This window comes from Trichocoleus sp. ST-U2, from assembly GCF_039961875.1.
GTDB lineage: Bacteria > Cyanobacteriota > Cyanobacteriia > Cyanobacteriales > FACHB-T130 > FACHB-T130.
In genome coordinates this window covers 1-15,288 of the sequence record NZ_JAMPJY010000061.1, presented here as the reverse complement: position 1 = coordinate 15,288, position 15,288 = coordinate 1, and the positions used below count along the sequence as shown (strand labels likewise).

15 protein-coding genes and 1 pseudogene are annotated in these 15,288 nt (G+C 47.7%); 10 read left to right on the top strand and 6 right to left on the bottom strand.

Going from position 1 to position 15,288, the window contains the following annotated elements:
• The first annotated feature begins 209 nt into the window (after positions 1-209).
• From NC996_RS25600 to NC996_RS25590, 3 genes are all read left to right on the top strand, one after another.
• Entirely contained in the window at positions 210-1,751 is a 1,542-nt protein-coding gene (locus tag NC996_RS25600) for a DEAD/DEAH box helicase family protein (protein ID WP_190434814.1), read from the top strand.
• A 38-nt stretch (positions 1,752-1,789) separates the two neighbouring features.
• Positions 1,790-3,004, top strand: a complete 1,215-nt coding sequence (locus tag NC996_RS25595) for a DUF790 family protein (RefSeq protein WP_190434810.1) — start codon at positions 1,790-1,792, stop codon at positions 3,002-3,004.
• Positions 3,005-3,560: 556 nt separating this feature from the next.
• A complete protein-coding gene (locus NC996_RS25590) occupies positions 3,561-3,986 on the top strand; it encodes a hypothetical protein (RefSeq protein ID WP_190677606.1) in 426 nt (141 codons plus the stop codon).
• A gap of 111 nt (positions 3,987-4,097) precedes the next feature.
• Here NC996_RS25590 and NC996_RS25585 read toward each other — a convergent pair whose 3' ends face one another.
• On the bottom strand, positions 4,098-4,400 hold the full coding sequence (locus NC996_RS25585; protein ID WP_190416073.1) for an RNA-binding protein: 303 nt from the start codon (positions 4,398-4,400) through the stop codon (positions 4,098-4,100).
• Positions 4,401-4,975: 575 nt separating this feature from the next.
• Positions 4,976-7,729 (bottom strand): cation-transporting P-type ATPase, encoded by a 2,754-nt coding sequence (locus NC996_RS25580; protein ID WP_190685343.1) that lies wholly within the window; start codon positions 7,727-7,729, stop codon positions 4,976-4,978.
• 252 nt (positions 7,730-7,981) lie between these two features.
• Here NC996_RS25580 and NC996_RS25575 point away from each other — a divergent pair, with 252 nt between their 5' ends.
• The 3 genes from NC996_RS25575 to NC996_RS25565 all read left to right on the top strand — a co-directional run bounded on the left by NC996_RS25575 (position 7,982) and on the right by NC996_RS25565 (position 9,973).
• On the top strand, positions 7,982-8,632 hold the full coding sequence (locus NC996_RS25575) for a CAP domain-containing protein (protein ID WP_242031267.1): 651 nt from the start codon (positions 7,982-7,984) through the stop codon (positions 8,630-8,632).
• A gap of 254 nt (positions 8,633-8,886) precedes the next feature.
• Positions 8,887-9,075: a hypothetical protein gene (locus tag NC996_RS25570; RefSeq protein WP_190685340.1), complete on the top strand. Its 189-nt coding sequence runs from the start codon at positions 8,887-8,889 to the stop codon at positions 9,073-9,075.
• A 184-nt stretch (positions 9,076-9,259) separates the two neighbouring features.
• Positions 9,260-9,973: a pentapeptide repeat-containing protein gene (locus NC996_RS25565; RefSeq protein ID WP_190685337.1), complete on the top strand. Its 714-nt coding sequence runs from the start codon at positions 9,260-9,262 to the stop codon at positions 9,971-9,973.
• Between the two features lie 147 nt (positions 9,974-10,120).
• Here the strand turns inward: NC996_RS25565 and NC996_RS25560 are convergent, their stop codons facing one another.
• A complete protein-coding gene (locus NC996_RS25560; protein WP_190685335.1) occupies positions 10,121-10,585 on the bottom strand; it encodes a GNAT family N-acetyltransferase in 465 nt (154 codons plus the stop codon).
• Positions 10,586-10,890: 305 nt separating this feature from the next.
• Here NC996_RS25560 and NC996_RS25555 point away from each other — a divergent pair, with 305 nt between their 5' ends.
• Positions 10,891-11,085, top strand: a complete 195-nt coding sequence (locus tag NC996_RS25555) for a hypothetical protein (protein ID WP_190685332.1) — start codon at positions 10,891-10,893, stop codon at positions 11,083-11,085.
• A gap of 186 nt (positions 11,086-11,271) precedes the next feature.
• Here NC996_RS25555 and NC996_RS25550 read toward each other — a convergent pair whose 3' ends face one another.
• Both NC996_RS25550 and NC996_RS25545 read right to left on the bottom strand, forming a co-directional pair.
• The gene (locus tag NC996_RS25550) at positions 11,272-11,814 is read right to left on the bottom strand and encodes an adenylate kinase (protein ID WP_190685329.1); all 543 of its coding nucleotides are present in this window, start codon (positions 11,812-11,814) and stop codon (positions 11,272-11,274) included.
• A 198-nt stretch (positions 11,815-12,012) separates the two neighbouring features.
• A complete protein-coding gene (locus NC996_RS25545; RefSeq protein ID WP_348231591.1) occupies positions 12,013-12,201 on the bottom strand; it encodes a hypothetical protein in 189 nt (62 codons plus the stop codon).
• Between NC996_RS25545 and NC996_RS25540 the strand changes: the two genes are divergently transcribed.
• Together NC996_RS25540 and NC996_RS25535 are read left to right on the top strand one after the other, a co-directional pair.
• Entirely contained in the window at positions 12,170-12,730 is a 561-nt protein-coding gene (locus tag NC996_RS25540) for a methanogen output domain 1-containing protein (RefSeq protein ID WP_190685326.1), read from the top strand. The genes NC996_RS25545 and NC996_RS25540 overlap by 32 nt on opposite strands.
• Complete coding sequence (locus NC996_RS25535; RefSeq protein WP_190685323.1) at positions 12,727-14,373, top strand: ATP-binding protein; 1,647 nt, start codon at positions 12,727-12,729, stop codon at positions 14,371-14,373. Before NC996_RS25540 ends, NC996_RS25535 begins: the two co-directional genes overlap by 4 nt.
• Positions 14,374-14,482: 109 nt before the next feature.
• Here NC996_RS25535 and NC996_RS25530 read toward each other — a convergent pair whose 3' ends face one another.
• Entirely contained in the window at positions 14,483-14,650 is a 168-nt protein-coding gene (locus NC996_RS25530; protein ID WP_190685321.1) for a hypothetical protein, read from the bottom strand.
• A 349-nt stretch (positions 14,651-14,999) separates the two neighbouring features.
• Between NC996_RS25530 and NC996_RS25525 the strand changes: the two are divergent.
• Positions 15,000-15,176: pseudogene (locus tag NC996_RS25525) on the top strand (phage holin family protein); the annotation flags it as partial.
• Positions 15,177-15,288 lie beyond the last annotated feature (112 nt).

Here is a 15,288-nt window from a genome sequence, read left to right as displayed (position 1 = left end):
CAAAAATCGGCTCCAATTACGCTGTTGCACAAGATTGCACCATACTGTAACAATTTTGCGCGGTTGGGTTGTGAGGTTGGGAGAGTCTATTTACTACCCCCGATGCATTCATCCCTTAATTAGGGAAAGCTCCAATTACTGCAAGGGTTCAATCGCATTGTGCATTAAGTCTCCTAAAATTATCGGGGGATTAAGAATTTAAAAAAATAATGGCTCGTAGCCCTACTTTATCTTTTGATCGTGGCACTTTAATATTGCATCCGCCTCCTAGGGGCAAAGCTTGGGTGGAATATGCGACTTGGGACGATCGCGTGGAAAAGTTCCGCATTCCGGCGATGCACTATCGTCAACTGGTAGAAGCACTACAAGCGGAAGAAACAAATTTTATCGATGAGGCGAAGGGTTTTCAAGCGCTGGAACTCGTCGCCAGCATGGAAATGGAACCCTACCCGCATCAAACCGAGGCGCTAATGGCTTGGAAGCAAGCGGGACGTCAGGGAGTAGTGGTGCTGCCTACGGCGGCTGGGAAGACGTATCTGGCTCAACTGGCGATGCAGGCGACGCCGCGCAGTACGTTAATTGTGGTGCCGACACTGGATTTGATGCACCAGTGGTATGCTCACTTGACGGCGGCTTTTCCGGATGCAGAGGTGGGGTTGCTGGGAGGGGGTTCGCGGGATAGAACAGCAATTCTGGTTGCCACTTACGACAGTGCGGCAATTCATGCCGAAAATTTGGGCAATCGCTATGCCATGCTCGTGTTTGATGAGTGTCACCACTTACCGACTGATTTTAATCGGGTGATTGCCGAATATGCGATCGCTCCCTACCGACTGGGACTTAGTGCCACTCCAGAGCGTTCTGACGGCAAACACGCCGATCTAAATCTTCTCATTGGTTCCGAAGTTTACCGCAAAACGGCAGAGGAACTTTCGGGTTCGGCACTCGCTGAGCATGAGATCGTGCAGATTAAAGTCAAGTTATCGCAACTAGAGCGCGATCGCTACAACGAGTTAATTCAACTCCGCAACAACTTTTTGCGAGAGTCCAATATTTCTCTCGGCAGCATACAAGGCTGGCAGCAGTTTGTGATGAGAAGTGCCGGTTCGCCAGCAGGACGTCGGGCGATGCTAGCCCATCGGGAAGCGAAAGATATCGCCTTGGGTACAGACGGCAAACTGCGAATTCTCGCCAATTTGATTGCCGAACATCACCCAGAACGAATTCTGATTTTTACGGCTGATAACGCGACCGTTTATCGCATTTCCCAAGATTTCTTAATCCCAGCGATTACCCATCAAACGCCGGTGAAGGAACGCCACGAGATATTAACTCGGTTTCGGGAGGGAGAATACAAAACTCTGATCGCTTCCCACGTCCTGAATGAAGGGGTGGATGTCCCCGCCGCTAGTGTGGCAATTATCTTATCGGGCACGGGTTCCCAGCGTGAGTTTATTCAGCGGATGGGACGGGTTTTGCGAAAAAGTCAGGATAAAAATAAACGTGCCATTCTCTATGAGGTGGTGGCGGAAAATACGAGTGAGGAAGGTACGTCCCAGCGGCGGCGGGGAGATAAGAAAAACGAACCGCCAAGGCGCAGAGAACGCGAAGAAAGAGAGGAGAAGAAAGGTAAACAATTGGAGATTTTGCCGTCGAAACCGATTTATGGGGTAAATTCTAATGTCGCTAAGCGAGCAGCGGAGTCACCGGCAAAATGGGGAGAGGAGGATGAACCACCCATTAGCGATTAGCAATTAGCAATTAGCAATTAGCAATTATCTAAATCCAAATGTTACCTACCGACCTTTTAATCCACCGTCAAAATGGCGAAACAATAGTCCCAAAGCGCTTAAATATAGATGATAAGCATCTAGAGATTGCATCCGATCTGATTACCTGTTTTCAGGAAGCGCTTGGTTGTACGCAGGGAGAACTCGATCGCCAGTTGCTGGAGTTAGAAGGAGATAGTCCAGATTATCGCCTGAAGCGAGGACTTGCCCACATTCTCAAAAGCAGTTTGTGTACGTTTGAAATCGTCAGTCCCTTGGAACCGCAAGAATTGCGGGAACGAGTCTTTGCGCTGGCGGCTCAATCTGTTCCCAGCCCCCAAGCCTCGGCGCAGACACTAAGCTTATTAGCTGACAAACTCAGCCAGGAACTCGATCGAGAAGTGCTGGCAAGTCAAATTCGCATGGGACTTTACGCGGATTTAGCCGAGAATCGCATCCTCACCCAGTTTGACACTCCCACGCCCGAAAATTTGTTGCACCGCTACAATTTATCCCAGGTGCAGGGTGTCTTCTATCGTGCGAGTCAAATTACTCTGAATGCTCACCGCAACGTTCCAGGCGAATATAAGCTGTTATTCCGCTATCTCAAATTATTTCAATTGATGGCATATATTGAAGGCGATGCGGATCATGGCTTCACGATAACAGTGGATGGCCCTACCAGTTTATTTAAGCCGAGTACGCGCTATGGGTTAGCGATCGCTAAACTCCTCCCAGCTTTACTCCACGTCACTAAATGGAGTCTCAGCGCCACGCTGCAAAACCGCGATGCCTTCACTGGCAACTGGAAAACCGGACGCTTTACGCTGAATTCTGAATGTGGTTTGGTGTCCCACTATCCACCTGGCAAGCCTTATGACAGTATGTTAGAGGCGTCTTTTGCCGACCGCTGGGACGCGCTGAAAAGTGAATGGGTATTAGAAAGAGAAGTTGACCTTATCCCCATTCCAGGCAGTGTCATGATTCCTGACTTTCGCTTAGTGCATCCTGATGGTCGCACGTTCTTACTCGAAATTGTCGGCTACTGGCGTCCCGAATACTTGCAAAAGAAGTTTTCCCAGGTGCGTCGCGCTGAATGCGAGAACTTAATTTTAGCGATTTCTGAGCGGCTAAATTTGGAGAAAGCCGGTGTTAAATTGAACGATGTACCGGCAAGAATTGTTTGGTTTAAAGATAAATTAGCACCCAAGGCGGTGCTAGCGGCAATGGATTAATCTCTACTCGCTTTCACAAGAGTGCCTTCGTCGCTATGCTCATCATGACAGCTCACTTTGGCAATTTGTTTTGGCAATTTGTTATCAACGCTACCGAAATCCAGGTAATCTACTTTTAAATATTTTCTGGCTTCTACTTAACTTTCCGATTCCCTACTTGCATAGAAAACTATATAGCAATTTTCGTTTGGATGCAGTATAGTTTAAACTCCCTCCGGCTTCTCTCCGAAAGCCGAGTGGGGTTTGAGGTTCAATGTGGAGCGCACACTTAGCGAAAACCGCGATACCAACTCTCGAAAAAGAATTTTTTTAACGTAGGGACTGCCCCAATACTGCTCCTTGAAAAATAATAATTTTAGCTTAACTTTAGCAGCAAAAAAAACAACAAATACTAATTTTGGTGGTTTAGCTCTCGTCAAATCTTATTAAGGAGTGCCCACTACTTAAGCATTGAGTATACTTTACTTCTACTTCTATCGGAAGTAGGAAGACGATTACAGAGGAATGAGTTTTAATCAAGTGCATCCCGATTTTAGGAGAAACCAAGTAGATACCGATGAATAAAGATCTTAAAACTCAAATTAAAACGCGAGTTGGCATGATGTTGGTTGTGAGTGCTGGAATTTTGCTGAGTTTTCCAGCTACTGCACTAATTAATAGTCCTAATAATCACTCCAATGCTGGTAGTGGCTCCGAGCAAGCTGATTTAACTGTGAGTAGCCAAGAGTTATTCGCTCAAGATGCGCCAGCCAGCCCCGAAGATAGTCCCGAAGATAGTCCCGAAGCTAGCCCTGAAGCCAGTCCCGAAGCTAGCCCTGAAGCCAGTCCTGAAGCTAGTCCTGAAGCCAGTCCTGAAGCTAGCCCCGCAGCTAGTCCTTCAACCACAAGTACTATGAACAACAACAACACCGACCTCATGCCAGGAATTTGGCTATGTTTAAATAATCCTAGCCCGCAGTGTGGTAATCCCCCCAGACCTTAAACTCTCCACCTGTCTGGAGTACGAATCTGGAGTGGGGGCGCGCTCCCTTCGCGCCCCCACTCCAGCGACCAATAAAAAAGCCCCCAGAAATGGGGGCTTCTTCTTTATGTTTTAGTAGCGACGAGAGAAACTGTTGTTTCTGCGACCGCCACCATCGGACGAACTTCTGTCTTCGCGGGGCTTGGCTTTATTCACTTTCATGTCACGACCCATCCATTCAGCACCATCCAGGGCTTCAATGGCAGCTGTTTCTTCAGCCTCGGTAGACATTTCCACAAAACCAAAGCCGCGCGGACGACCTGTTTCGCGGTCAGTGGGTAGCTGAACCCGCTTTACAGAACCATATTCTGCAAAAACGCCGGTTAAATCGGCTTCGGTAACGTCGTAGGACAAATTACCTACATAAATAGACATAGATCGACTCCAAAATCATAGGAACGTGGAGATTTAGATTTCGGAGAGGAGTCTGTTAAGACCAAGACGAAAAAGCCAGTCAATAAAAACAAAACCTTGCAACCGAATCAACTCTCATTTGAGATGATAGCATTTTAGAATTTGATCTGGAAAAGAGCCATAAAAGTATTACAAAACGCAATATTGAGGATGATGTAGGGGCAAAAGGCGCTCGCATACTTGGATCGGCTGTTCTCTCCCCTTCTCTCCACTTAACCGAGGATAACGGTGCGCGATCGCATCAAAAGAGTCAGTACCCGCATGGGCGAGGAGACTCCATCCTTACAGCCCTATTTTCCAGTGAAATCCAAAGCGCTGAGTGCTGACAGAATGTATCTTCAAGAACACGTTAAGCTGCATAGAAACTGTAAGTAAGTTTGGATTGTTTGGAATCAGCAACCAGAAGCACAGAATTTGGACGGGTCTACGCGCTTAAACAACAAGCTATGTCTTCAGCCTTGCAGCCAGAATCGGATAGCTACTGACAACAGATGCGATAACCGCAAGTCTTCTACAACTCAAAATCTAAAATGGGATTAGTGTTGTGGATCAAAGCGATTGACGAAGGCGGCTACTGCAATCATTGGCAACCCCACCAACAGGCAAATGAGCCATTGATTTAAGTTCAGTGGTGTTGTGGAGAATAACCCATTCATTAGGCTCCACTGACTGAAGATTACTTGCAAAAGCACAGTGCAGGCAATCCCAATTGCCAGGGCTGGGGAATTGCGAATGCGTCCGATTCCACGAATTTTGGCGATGACAGCATTTCCAAAGTGGCTAATGCTTAAAAGATAAAAGATTCTCCCAACCACTAAAGCCTGGATTGCCATTGTGCGGGCTAAATCAATATTCCCGGTTGTTTGTTTCATCCATTCAAATACGCCAAAAATTACAATCCAGTTAAAAGCAGAAATTACTAAGATCCGCTTTAACAGACTGCCAGAAAGCAAGGGTTCATTCGGGTTGCGTGGAGGCTGTTGCATCACCTGCTGAGATTTAGGCTCAAAGGCTAAGGGGACGGTCATTGCAATGGAATTAACCATATTTAGCCAGAGAACTTGTAAAGATAAGATGGGCAATTCTCTAGCGAGTAACACGCTAATCAAAATCGTCATCGATTCGCCACCATTAACGGGGAGAATGAAGGCGATCGCTTTCAGGAGATTTCGGTAAACGGTACGACCTTCCTCAACAGCCGCTTCTATCGAGGCAAAGTTATCATCGGTCAAAATCATATCGGCGGCTTCTTTTGCCACCTCAGTACCCGCACCTCCCATCGCAATCCCAATATCTGCTTGCTTGAGTGCAGGCGCATCGTTAACCCCATCCCCCGTCATCGCGACAACTTCGCCTTTAAGTTGTAAAGCTTCGACAAGACGGAGTTTTTGTTCCGGTGCGACGCGGGCAAATACGACTCCATCTTCTACCGCCGTCGCCAGTTCTTGTTCATTCATTTGAGCAAGTTCTTGTCCGGTGAATGCCAGAACTTCCCCATGCCTTTTCAATTCCATGCGAGAAGCGATCGCTGCGGCGGTGACAGCATGATCGCCCGTTATCATCTTGACTTGAATCCCCGCTTCTTGACAGGCTTGCACGGCAGCGATCGCTTCTTTTCGCGGCGGATCGATCATGCCCTGCAATCCGATAAAAATCAGATTCTTTGCAATATCACCATGATCTACTGATTGTTGCTCGGCTGACACAGGCTTCTTCGCCAACGCCAACACCCGTAGCCCCTGTTCTGCCATTGCATCGACTTCCCGATGCACCGTTTGTCCAGCCACAGGGATCAAACTCCCATCAGCATCTAGCATCTGCTGACAGCGCTGGAGAATTGCCTCCACCGAACCCTTCACGTAAATCGTCGTACCGGGGTTTCCCCGCCCGTCCCCATCGCTTTTACCTTCATGCAACGTTGCCATGTACTGAAATTCAGACTCAAACGGAATAACATCCAACCTAGGCATTTCTCGCTCTAAGTTTGACTGCTTTAATCCCACTTTATTGGCAACAGCAATTAAAGCTCCCTCTGTCGGATCGCCAATCACAACCCATTGCTCGTCCTTGACTTCTAGATGGGAATCGTTGCATAACAATCCGGCTTTTAAACACTCTAGAAGAACGGGGAAATTGTTCAGGTTAATCGGCTTTTCTTCTAACAGGATTTCCCCTGCCGGATTGTAGCCGCTACCGCTGGCTGTATAGTGCTGACCTCCGGCATAAATAACTTGTACCGTCATCTGGTTTTCAGTCAAGGTGCCGGTTTTGTCAGAACAAATGACTGTAGCACCACCCAGAGTTTCAACGGCTGGCAACTTACGGACAATGGCGTGACGACGCGCCATGCGGGAAACGCCAATCGCCAGCGTCACCGTCACAACGGCGGGTAATCCTTCGGGAATCGCACTCACTGCTAAGGCTACGGCAGCTTCAAACATTTTTACCCAGGAATTGCCGTACCCCCATCCCACTGCAAACGTCAGCGCGGCGACTCCTAGAATGACGTACAGCAACTTTCGACTGAATTTGTCAAATTTGCGAGTTAAGGGGGTTGTCAGGCTGCTTCCCCGATCCATTAACTGGGAGATTCGCCCGGTTTCAGTCGCCTCCCCAATTGCGACGACAACGCCCCTGGCAGTACCAAATGTCACGAAGCTGCCAGCATAAGCCATATTGGTTCGCTCCGCCAAGGGTGCGTCTAGGTGCAAAAGCGGGGCTTCTGTTTCCGCCTCTTTTTGTACTGCAACCGACTCGCCGGTGAGTGCAGATTCGTTCACTTGCAAGTTACGCACCTTCACCAGTCGCAAATCGGCGGGTACTTTGTCTCCAGAAGTGAGGAGTACGAGATCGCCCGGTACTAACTCAGTCGAAGGAACTTGTACTTTTTGACCCTCGCGCAGTACATTTGCATCTGTTTGGACAGAAGAAGCTAAGGCAGCGATCGCGCTTTCGGCTTTTGATTCTTGGACAAATCCGATAATGGCGTTAATTAGCGTCACGCCCCAAATTACCCACGCATTCACCCATTCCCCTAGAAATGCCTTGACTGCACCAGCAATTAACAAGATATACAGGAGCGGTTGGTTAAATTGCTGGAGAAATCGCACTAAGGGACTTTTTCCGGCTTTACCCTTGAGTTCGTTCGCTCCAAAACGTTCCTGTCGCTTTGCTACTTCAGCAGATGTCAAACCTGTTTCTATGTTGCTGTCTAAATTCTGAGCAACTTCTCCCACAGGTAGATGATGCCACTGATTTCCCACTGATTTCTCTTTCGCTGTTGCTGTCATTTTGTTGGCTCCTCTAGAGGCAAGAAGTCTATCTGTTGCAGACAAAAAACCAAAAAGTATGAGTTTCTTGCATAGATTCTGTTTTCTTTAGTGTTAGTAACAAATGTGACTAGAAAGTGACAGCGATCGCAAACAAAGGCGAATGTGCCGATTGTCGTCCAGCACAGCCATCTCGGTTCTCGCTAAGCTGAGAATACTAGCTCAACATGATGGCTGATGCCAGCAGCGATGAATCACAAAAGGATTTTTCGATTGATTCAAATTCAACAAACTAAAACAGCAACCAGCAGAAGCATACCCGCGCAAAATTTAAAGGCAACCATCAGGCGTCAGCGACGACCAAGGATAGCTTGGATATTCTGGATACCGATGGCTCTAGGATTGGTAGGGTGCGAACCTGCCGCAGAGTTATTGCGGCAATTGCCTGGACAGGATGTACCCGAAGCGCCGAAATTGCCTAACAGCGCCGCTCAATCCCCCACCAGTGCCCAGATGGAAGCTTCTGTCCGTCAGCGGATCAATGAAGTCCGCCAAAAGAATGGCTTAAATCCACTTCAAAACAACGAAAAATTAGCACGGGTTGCTCGCAATTACAGTCAGAAGATGGCTCGTGAGAACTTCTTCAGCCACGATAGTCCGGATGGCAGCACTTTGACTAAACGGGTTCGTGCGGGGGGAATCTCCTACTGGATGGTTGGGGAGAATTTGTTTAAAAGTGTGAATGCTCCCCAACCCGTACCGTTAGCTGTTGAGGGATGGATGAATAGTCCCGGACATCGTGCAAATATTTTGCAAGCCGAATACGCCGAGACGGGTATCGGAGTTTGGCGGCAAGGAAACACTTGTTACATTACGCAGTTATTCTTGCGATCGCAATTTTCACCCAAAGATTTATTCAAGTAATTGTGATGACAATTGCTTGACGACGATCTGGAACTGCTGTCATTAAAGAAAAAGCCCTCTTGCTGTTGAACGAGAGGGCTGTATTTTATGGTGTGAGGAGTAGAACTTTGCAGTTCTTACTATCAGCCTAGTCAGCGAATGTGACGTTTTGGTGACTATCCGATGACATTTCTTACACCATCAGCATTGGCTGCCATCCATCAATTAGAAGAGGCATCGCTGCCGCTGCATTCCCAGATTTAGAACGACAATGCATGGCTAAGTGTTTAGAAAGCTGCCTGTGTCGGGTTAGCCGAAAAACCTATTGCATCATTCAGGCACTCGCCAAGGCAGCGGATAGAGATATAGAGAACGGCTTAATCTTTTTCGGAGCATACGCCGGACGCGCAGACCGAATTATGTCTGTCGCTGAGGTGATGGCGCAGTTAACCGGAACGTGTTGAGATCGAATCGGGTGCGTACCTGCCTGTGGCGGGATCTCTTTTAGCGATCGCATTTCCTGACAAGTTCCTCAAACTGCGTTTCTATAATGAGACTGGGGAATAATACTTAGCTTGAACGGTGATGGCTGAGCGAACCTCTTTTCAAGAGAACCCCCTACAGTTGCAACACTTAAAGGCAACAGAGATGACTATTGAAGAGATCCTGAATCGGTATGCCGAAGGCAAACGAAGCTTTCAAAGGGTCAACCTGCGAGAGGTTGATTTGCAGAATGCTCACTTTCATGGTGTGAACTTCAATCAGGCAGATTTACGGCAAGCGCGATTGGGTAAAACGGACTTTAGCCGAGCCAGCTTCCGGGAAGCAGACCTCAGCGAAGCGCTCTTGTGCGGAACTGATTTGAGCGAAGCTGATTTGGATCGAGCCATTCTACGAGAGGCAGACTTGAGTGGTGCCGAGCTGAGTTACGCCAATCTGGAGCGAGCGAACTTGAGTAAAGCAACCTTAGGAGGTGCGAATTTAGTCCGCGCCAGATTATTTCGTGCCAATTTGTTTGACGCCAATTTGCGTCCTACGTCCGACCAAGCGACGGATCTGAGTCATGCGATTTTAAGCGATGCAGACCTATGCTACGCCAATTTAAGTGGAGCTGTTTTGTATCGGGCAAATCTAAATGGTGCAAAGCTTTGCCGCGCTCATTTGAATGGAACGCCGCAACAAGGAATGAAGCCAACCGATTTGAGCGCAGCCAACTTGCGAGGAGCTGACTTGAGTTATGCCGACCTCACGGGTGCGATTCTACACAAGGCAAATTTGAGAGATGCCGATTTGACGGGTGCTGTGCTGACGGATGCAGAGTTGCAAGGAGCCATTATGCCGGATGGCTCGGTGCATGAGTAAGAAGCGATCGCACGCTTGAAGTTAGCAATGAACCGAGTGACGAATTCCGATGGGCGATCGTGCTTTTACTGGATTAGCGATCGCTTTACAATCCAGAGAGATGTCATTACGAGATTTTCAACAAATACGCTAATTTCGAGAAGCGAATCAACCGAGCTTTTTCGTCATAAATATGCTGTTCGGGTCATCAATGTAGCCAGCGAAGGGGCCTCGGTACTCGAACCCATACCGCGCGTACAATGCTCGTGCTGGAGCGAACTCAGGCATTGCCCCTGTTTCTAAATTTAGGCAATCATAAGCACGCCGTTCGGCTTCTTTGATGATGTGTTCCAGAATCTTTGAGGCGACACCCCTACGACGGTGAGCCTTGGCGGTACGCATTGATTTGACTTCACCACTTTTTGAATCTAGTTCTTTGAGTGCCCCACATCCGCATCCGAGTAATTCATCACCCTCCCAAGCCGTCCAGAAAGTAATTTCGGGCGATCGCAATGCCTCTAAATCAAGAGCATGAACGCTTTCAGGCGGCGTAATTTCATGCATATCTTCGAGATGTTCTCGGAGAAAATCAGCAATCTTTTTACCTGTCAGGTCATCTTTGCGAATCTGCAATCAACTCATCTCCTTAATTTACTAGGAAATTTTACTCTAATGAGGGTCAACAGCCTGGAGAGGTTGTTAACGCAATTGCTGAAAAGCTTCCTGTAAAGCGAATGGAGAAGCTAAAAGAGATTTCTGATGGGGTTTTATTTCTGATGGGTAACGGTTTCATGACAGGAGCTACTCTACTAATTGATGGCGGAAATGCGTTAGTTTAATGCACGCCAGTAAACACCCTATAACAATCGTGTTGCAGCAGAACATTATCAGCCTTCTTTGTTTTTGAGAGGTGTCTGCATCTGCTGAATACAGCCATTATGATGACGGATATTGTTAGTAATTTACTCCTAACGGACGATCGCTCCCACCCTACAAAGCGATCGCCTCTCAATTACCAAACCGTTGCTCGCAGTGCCTCAGCATCAACTGGTTTGAAAGTTAATTCGCAGGTGATGACTGCGATCGCAAGCTGGAACGGTAATTTGTTTGGTGGTTTCAACCACTTGGATTGAGATGTGCAAGAAGCCAACCAAGCGGAGCGAAGCTAGGTTGCGAGGAATTTTCTGCCTATCTCGCTGAACTAGCATCCGATTCGGAATATTTCTACCGATTCATCTGATTTGGTCTGAGATCGGGAATTCGTCAGTCTATCAATCTGATGCGAGGGTATTAGGCAGAAACTTTCAGTCTAATAATACTTAAGCTGTACCATCTTCCAAGTTGGTCTCATTTCCAATCAATTCATAAAATTGCGAAATCTGTTCGGTAGAGCTGATGTGATAAACCCTTTTAGTATTTTGCGCCTGCTCGATATACTCACGATATTTGGGGGTCAAATATTTGTAGCATAACCAAAGTACGCGGTAGCTATTAAGTGAACTCTTTAATATTGGACTTTTTTCAGGCCAGCCTTCAGGGGGTTTAAAAAAACCTGCGATCATTCGTTTAGTTACCCACCAAAAATGCACATAGATTGGTAGATCCACAAAAACCAAAGTATCCGCTTCATCAAGTCGCAGCCAGACGGTTTCCATGCAACCAAAACCGTCAATAATCCATCGGTCAGTAACTAAAATTTGCTGATGGGCGTGCTTATAGTTTTCATGGGGAACTGGCGTGCCCCCCGCTTGATATTGAATCTTGTCCAAGACGTGAAGTGGCAAACCCGTGATTTCGGATAGTCTCTTGCTTAGAGTTGATTTACCGCCTCCGGCATTGCCAAATACTGCTACTTTTTTCATCGCCATTCTCCTTTTAGTCCTTTTCTGTCACCTCGTAGACTAGATTGAGTTATGAAAGCGAGCAATTCCCGTCCTTTGAATATCTAACAAAAAACGCTTGCACCGGACGGTCGGTATATACTTGTGCTGAATTATATTTTACTTGCCGCCTGTGAAGCGCAAGCCGTTATGAGGATGAAGATTGGTAGTAGTCCATTACTAGCTGACGAGCGATCGCCCTCTCGCCACAGAGCGCTCGTCTGACCATGTAGTATCAGTATAGACATCTATCTTTAGATGTATTAAAGTGCCACTTCGCCGGGTGGCATTATAGCCTTGAGTAAGGGCTGCCGATCCCCATTCACGAGATATTGCTATGAATAGTTCTCTTAAGTCTGAAACATCCATGAAGCGACTCGAAATTCCTTTAGAGCGGGATATATTTTTACGTACCTTAATTCGAGAGTTGGCAGGTACATTACAGGATGTCGTGGGCTTAGAGGAAGCCTCCGGGTTTATTAGTGTCGTGGGTCAAAACATGGGGAGGCAAATCGACCGGGACTATAAAGCGGCTCTAGAGGTATCCCATCTAACGCGAGAGCAAGTTGCTGATGTTTTGGTAGATTTGAAGAAGCGAATCCAAGGTGACTTTTATATTATTGAACAAACGGATGAAAAGATTGTCTTAGGGAACCGGGCGTGCCCGTTTGCCGAAAAAGTCATCGATCGCCCTGCTATGTGTATGATGACCTCCAATGTTTTTGGCTCCATTGCAGCGGACAATCTGGGGTACGCCAAAGTAGAACTGCAAGAGACGATCGCAATGGGTGCGCCTGGATGCCGTGTGGTTGTTTATTTGAAACCCACCCCAGAGGCAGAAGAAAGTCACGGCAGAGAATACTTCAAAGGAGAGAGTGAGGGAGATGACGAGGGGTGACACCCGAACAGTTTCTCGAATTCGCTAGACCTTTACCCGAACCCATGCTCCTAATTGCCGGAAATGGTCAGCTTCTGGCTGCCAATCCGCCATTTTCCAAGATGCTGGGGCTACCCCGTCAGCTCCTGCAAGAGAAAATGCTCTTTGAGATGGTCGTCGATCCTGCTGATAAGGTTAAACAGTATCTGCGTGCTTGTTCCAGCAGTCGAGAAATGGTGATTGGCTCATTAACCTTCAATGCTAACAATGGAGAGACTTGCTTGTGTCGCTGTGAAGGAGCGGTCATCCGACCGCGATCGCCTGAATCCCCGGCACTTATTCTCTTACGCTTGAAAAACAAGGAATCTGCCAGTAGCCGATTCACCCTGCTGAACAAGAAGATCGATGAATTAGCCAAAGAGATTCGGCAGCGTCAACGAGCGGAAGAAGAGCGAGCTAAACTTCTGGTGCAGGAACAGAAAGCACGAGTAGAAGCTGAGAAGCTGAATCGATTGAAGGATGAATTTCTATCCACCGTATCCCACGAACTGCGAACCCCTCTCAATGCCATCCTTGGCTGGTCTAATATCCTGAGAACTAGCAAGGTAGACGCAGCCAAGATGCATCGGGCGTTGGAAACGATAGAGCGCAATGCCAGATCCCAGGCACAGTTGGTTGACGATCTCCTGGATATTTCCCGCATCATTACAGGCAAGATTCGCCTCAATGTGCAAACAGTTGACCTATTGCCCGCGATTCAGGCAGCAATCGATACGGTGCGTCCTGCTGCTGATGCCAAGAATATTCGCTTGCAGTCGGTGCTCGATCCAGCAGCAGGCCCTGTTTTAGGAGACTCCGAGCGATTACAACAGATTGTCTGGAATTTGCTCAGCAATGCGATCAAGTTCACACCGAAACAGGGGCGGGTTCAGATTGGTCTGCAACGGATTAATTCTCATATTGAGATTGTGGTGGCAGATACGGGTCAAGGCATCAGTGCAGAATTCCTCCCCTACGTCTTTGAGCGCTTTCGTCAGGCAGATGGTTCCATCACTCGTTCCTTTGGCGGATTGGGGCTGGGTTTAGCGATCGTTCGCCAATTGGTAGAACTGCATGGGGGAACGGTGCATGCTCAAAGCCCCGGAGAAGGACAAGGTGCAACATTTACCGTCAAACTACCCCTGCTTGCCGTTGGGCCAACAGCGATTGAACCAGAACGGGTGCATCCAACCGTGGGAGACAGTGTCCCATTTGACTGCTCCTCTCAACTAGAGGGATTGAAGATACTGATCGTGGATGATGACCCGGATATGCGGGATTTGCTCGCCTACACGCTGGAAGTTTGTGGGGCAGAAGTCATCGCTGCCGCTTCAGCAGACGAAGCCATCTCAGCACTGACCCAATCTTCACCACCGATAGATATATTAATCAGTGATATTGGGATGCCAGATGAAGACGGTTATGCTCTGTTGCGTCGCGTCAGAGCTTTGGAGTCAAACAATAAAGGCAGAATTTCCGCGATCGCCCTGACCGCCTATGCTAGAACTCAAGACCGCACGGCTGCGCTTTTAGCAGGCTTTCAATCCCATATTGCCAAACCCGTTGAACCTGCTGAATTAATTGCAGTAATTGCCAATTTAACTGGACGAATCAGCGGTACCTAGAATATTACGGAACCGTTCCTCGCAATGCCTCAGCATCAATCGGTTTAACAGGTAAATTCGCAGGAGATGACCGCGATCGCAAGCTGGAGCGATAATTTGCGTAATGCTTTCAACCACTTGGGTTGAGATGTGCGATCGCAGAAATCTTTAAATAGCGATCGCAAGAGCAATGTAAACGGCGGAAAAACTCCGGATGTTCTGTAGAAAAAAGCGGCTCCACAAGCGAGATTTCCAGGTTTACCGGAGTTGAGGATGCGATCGCAAGCTCACTGCTCACCCACCGCTCCCCTGAATTCCCACCGCCAAACGAATCTTCTCCGGCAAAAAATTCAAATCGTCTCAATTACAAAAATTTACTTAAAACTCTCTCACTTCAAGCGCAAGCGGGGGAAGATAAGGAGGAGTTTTTCTTCGCGACGGTTTGGATTGGGTTCGGGACTCCCGGAATGGAGAACCCAATTAATTCGGTTTTTCCCGGCGAGATTTGCTGGTTTCCAAGGCTGGTTATTCAGTTAATTCTGAATTCCAAGGTTACTGTCACTTTCTGGTCACATTTATTGATGACCCTGAAGATGGAAACTTACCCGACCCTGTAACAAAACGATTGATGATAAGGAGTTTTGGTTATGGTTGGAATCCTCATCACCTGGTTAGTCACTACTATCAGTTTTTTAATTATTTCCCGGCTGCCGATTGGCGTAGAAATCGACACTTTTGGAAAAGCCGCAATTTCCGCAGCAGTTTTTGGAATTTTGAATGCTCTCTTAAAACCCATCTTAGGGTTCTTCACCTTTCCATTCATTAGACCTCTTGCACGAATCAGCTAACCAGAGCTAGCTCAAAGTTGATGATGCCTGCGAGTAGATGCACTCGGCGCGTAAAGTGCCGCCGTCGATTCCGATAGCGCTCAGCCAA

Excerpts from the sequence above, each read along its gene's own strand:
- NC996_RS25600 (WP_190434814.1), top strand. The coding sequence starts at position 210 with ATGGCTCGTAGCCCTACTTTATCTTTTGATCGTGGCACTTTAATATTG.
- NC996_RS25595 (WP_190434810.1), top strand. The coding sequence starts at position 1,790 with ATGTTACCTACCGACCTTTTAATCCACCGTCAAAATGGCGAAACAATA.
- NC996_RS25590 (WP_190677606.1), top strand. The coding sequence starts at position 3,561 with ATGAATAAAGATCTTAAAACTCAAATTAAAACGCGAGTTGGCATGATG.
- NC996_RS25585 (WP_190416073.1), bottom strand. The coding sequence starts at position 4,400 with ATGTCTATTTATGTAGGTAATTTGTCCTACGACGTTACCGAAGCCGAT.
- NC996_RS25580 (WP_190685343.1), bottom strand. The coding sequence starts at position 7,729 with ATGACAGCAACAGCGAAAGAGAAATCAGTGGGAAATCAGTGGCATCAT.
- NC996_RS25570 (WP_190685340.1), top strand. The coding sequence starts at position 8,887 with ATGGCTAAGTGTTTAGAAAGCTGCCTGTGTCGGGTTAGCCGAAAAACC.
- NC996_RS25565 (WP_190685337.1), top strand. The coding sequence starts at position 9,260 with ATGACTATTGAAGAGATCCTGAATCGGTATGCCGAAGGCAAACGAAGC.
- NC996_RS25555 (WP_190685332.1), top strand. The coding sequence starts at position 10,891 with ATGATGACGGATATTGTTAGTAATTTACTCCTAACGGACGATCGCTCC.
- NC996_RS25550 (WP_190685329.1), bottom strand. The coding sequence starts at position 11,814 with ATGAAAAAAGTAGCAGTATTTGGCAATGCCGGAGGCGGTAAATCAACT.
- NC996_RS25540 (WP_190685326.1), top strand. The coding sequence starts at position 12,170 with ATGAATAGTTCTCTTAAGTCTGAAACATCCATGAAGCGACTCGAAATT.
- NC996_RS25545 (WP_348231591.1), bottom strand. The coding sequence starts at position 12,201 with ATGGATGTTTCAGACTTAAGAGAACTATTCATAGCAATATCTCGTGAA.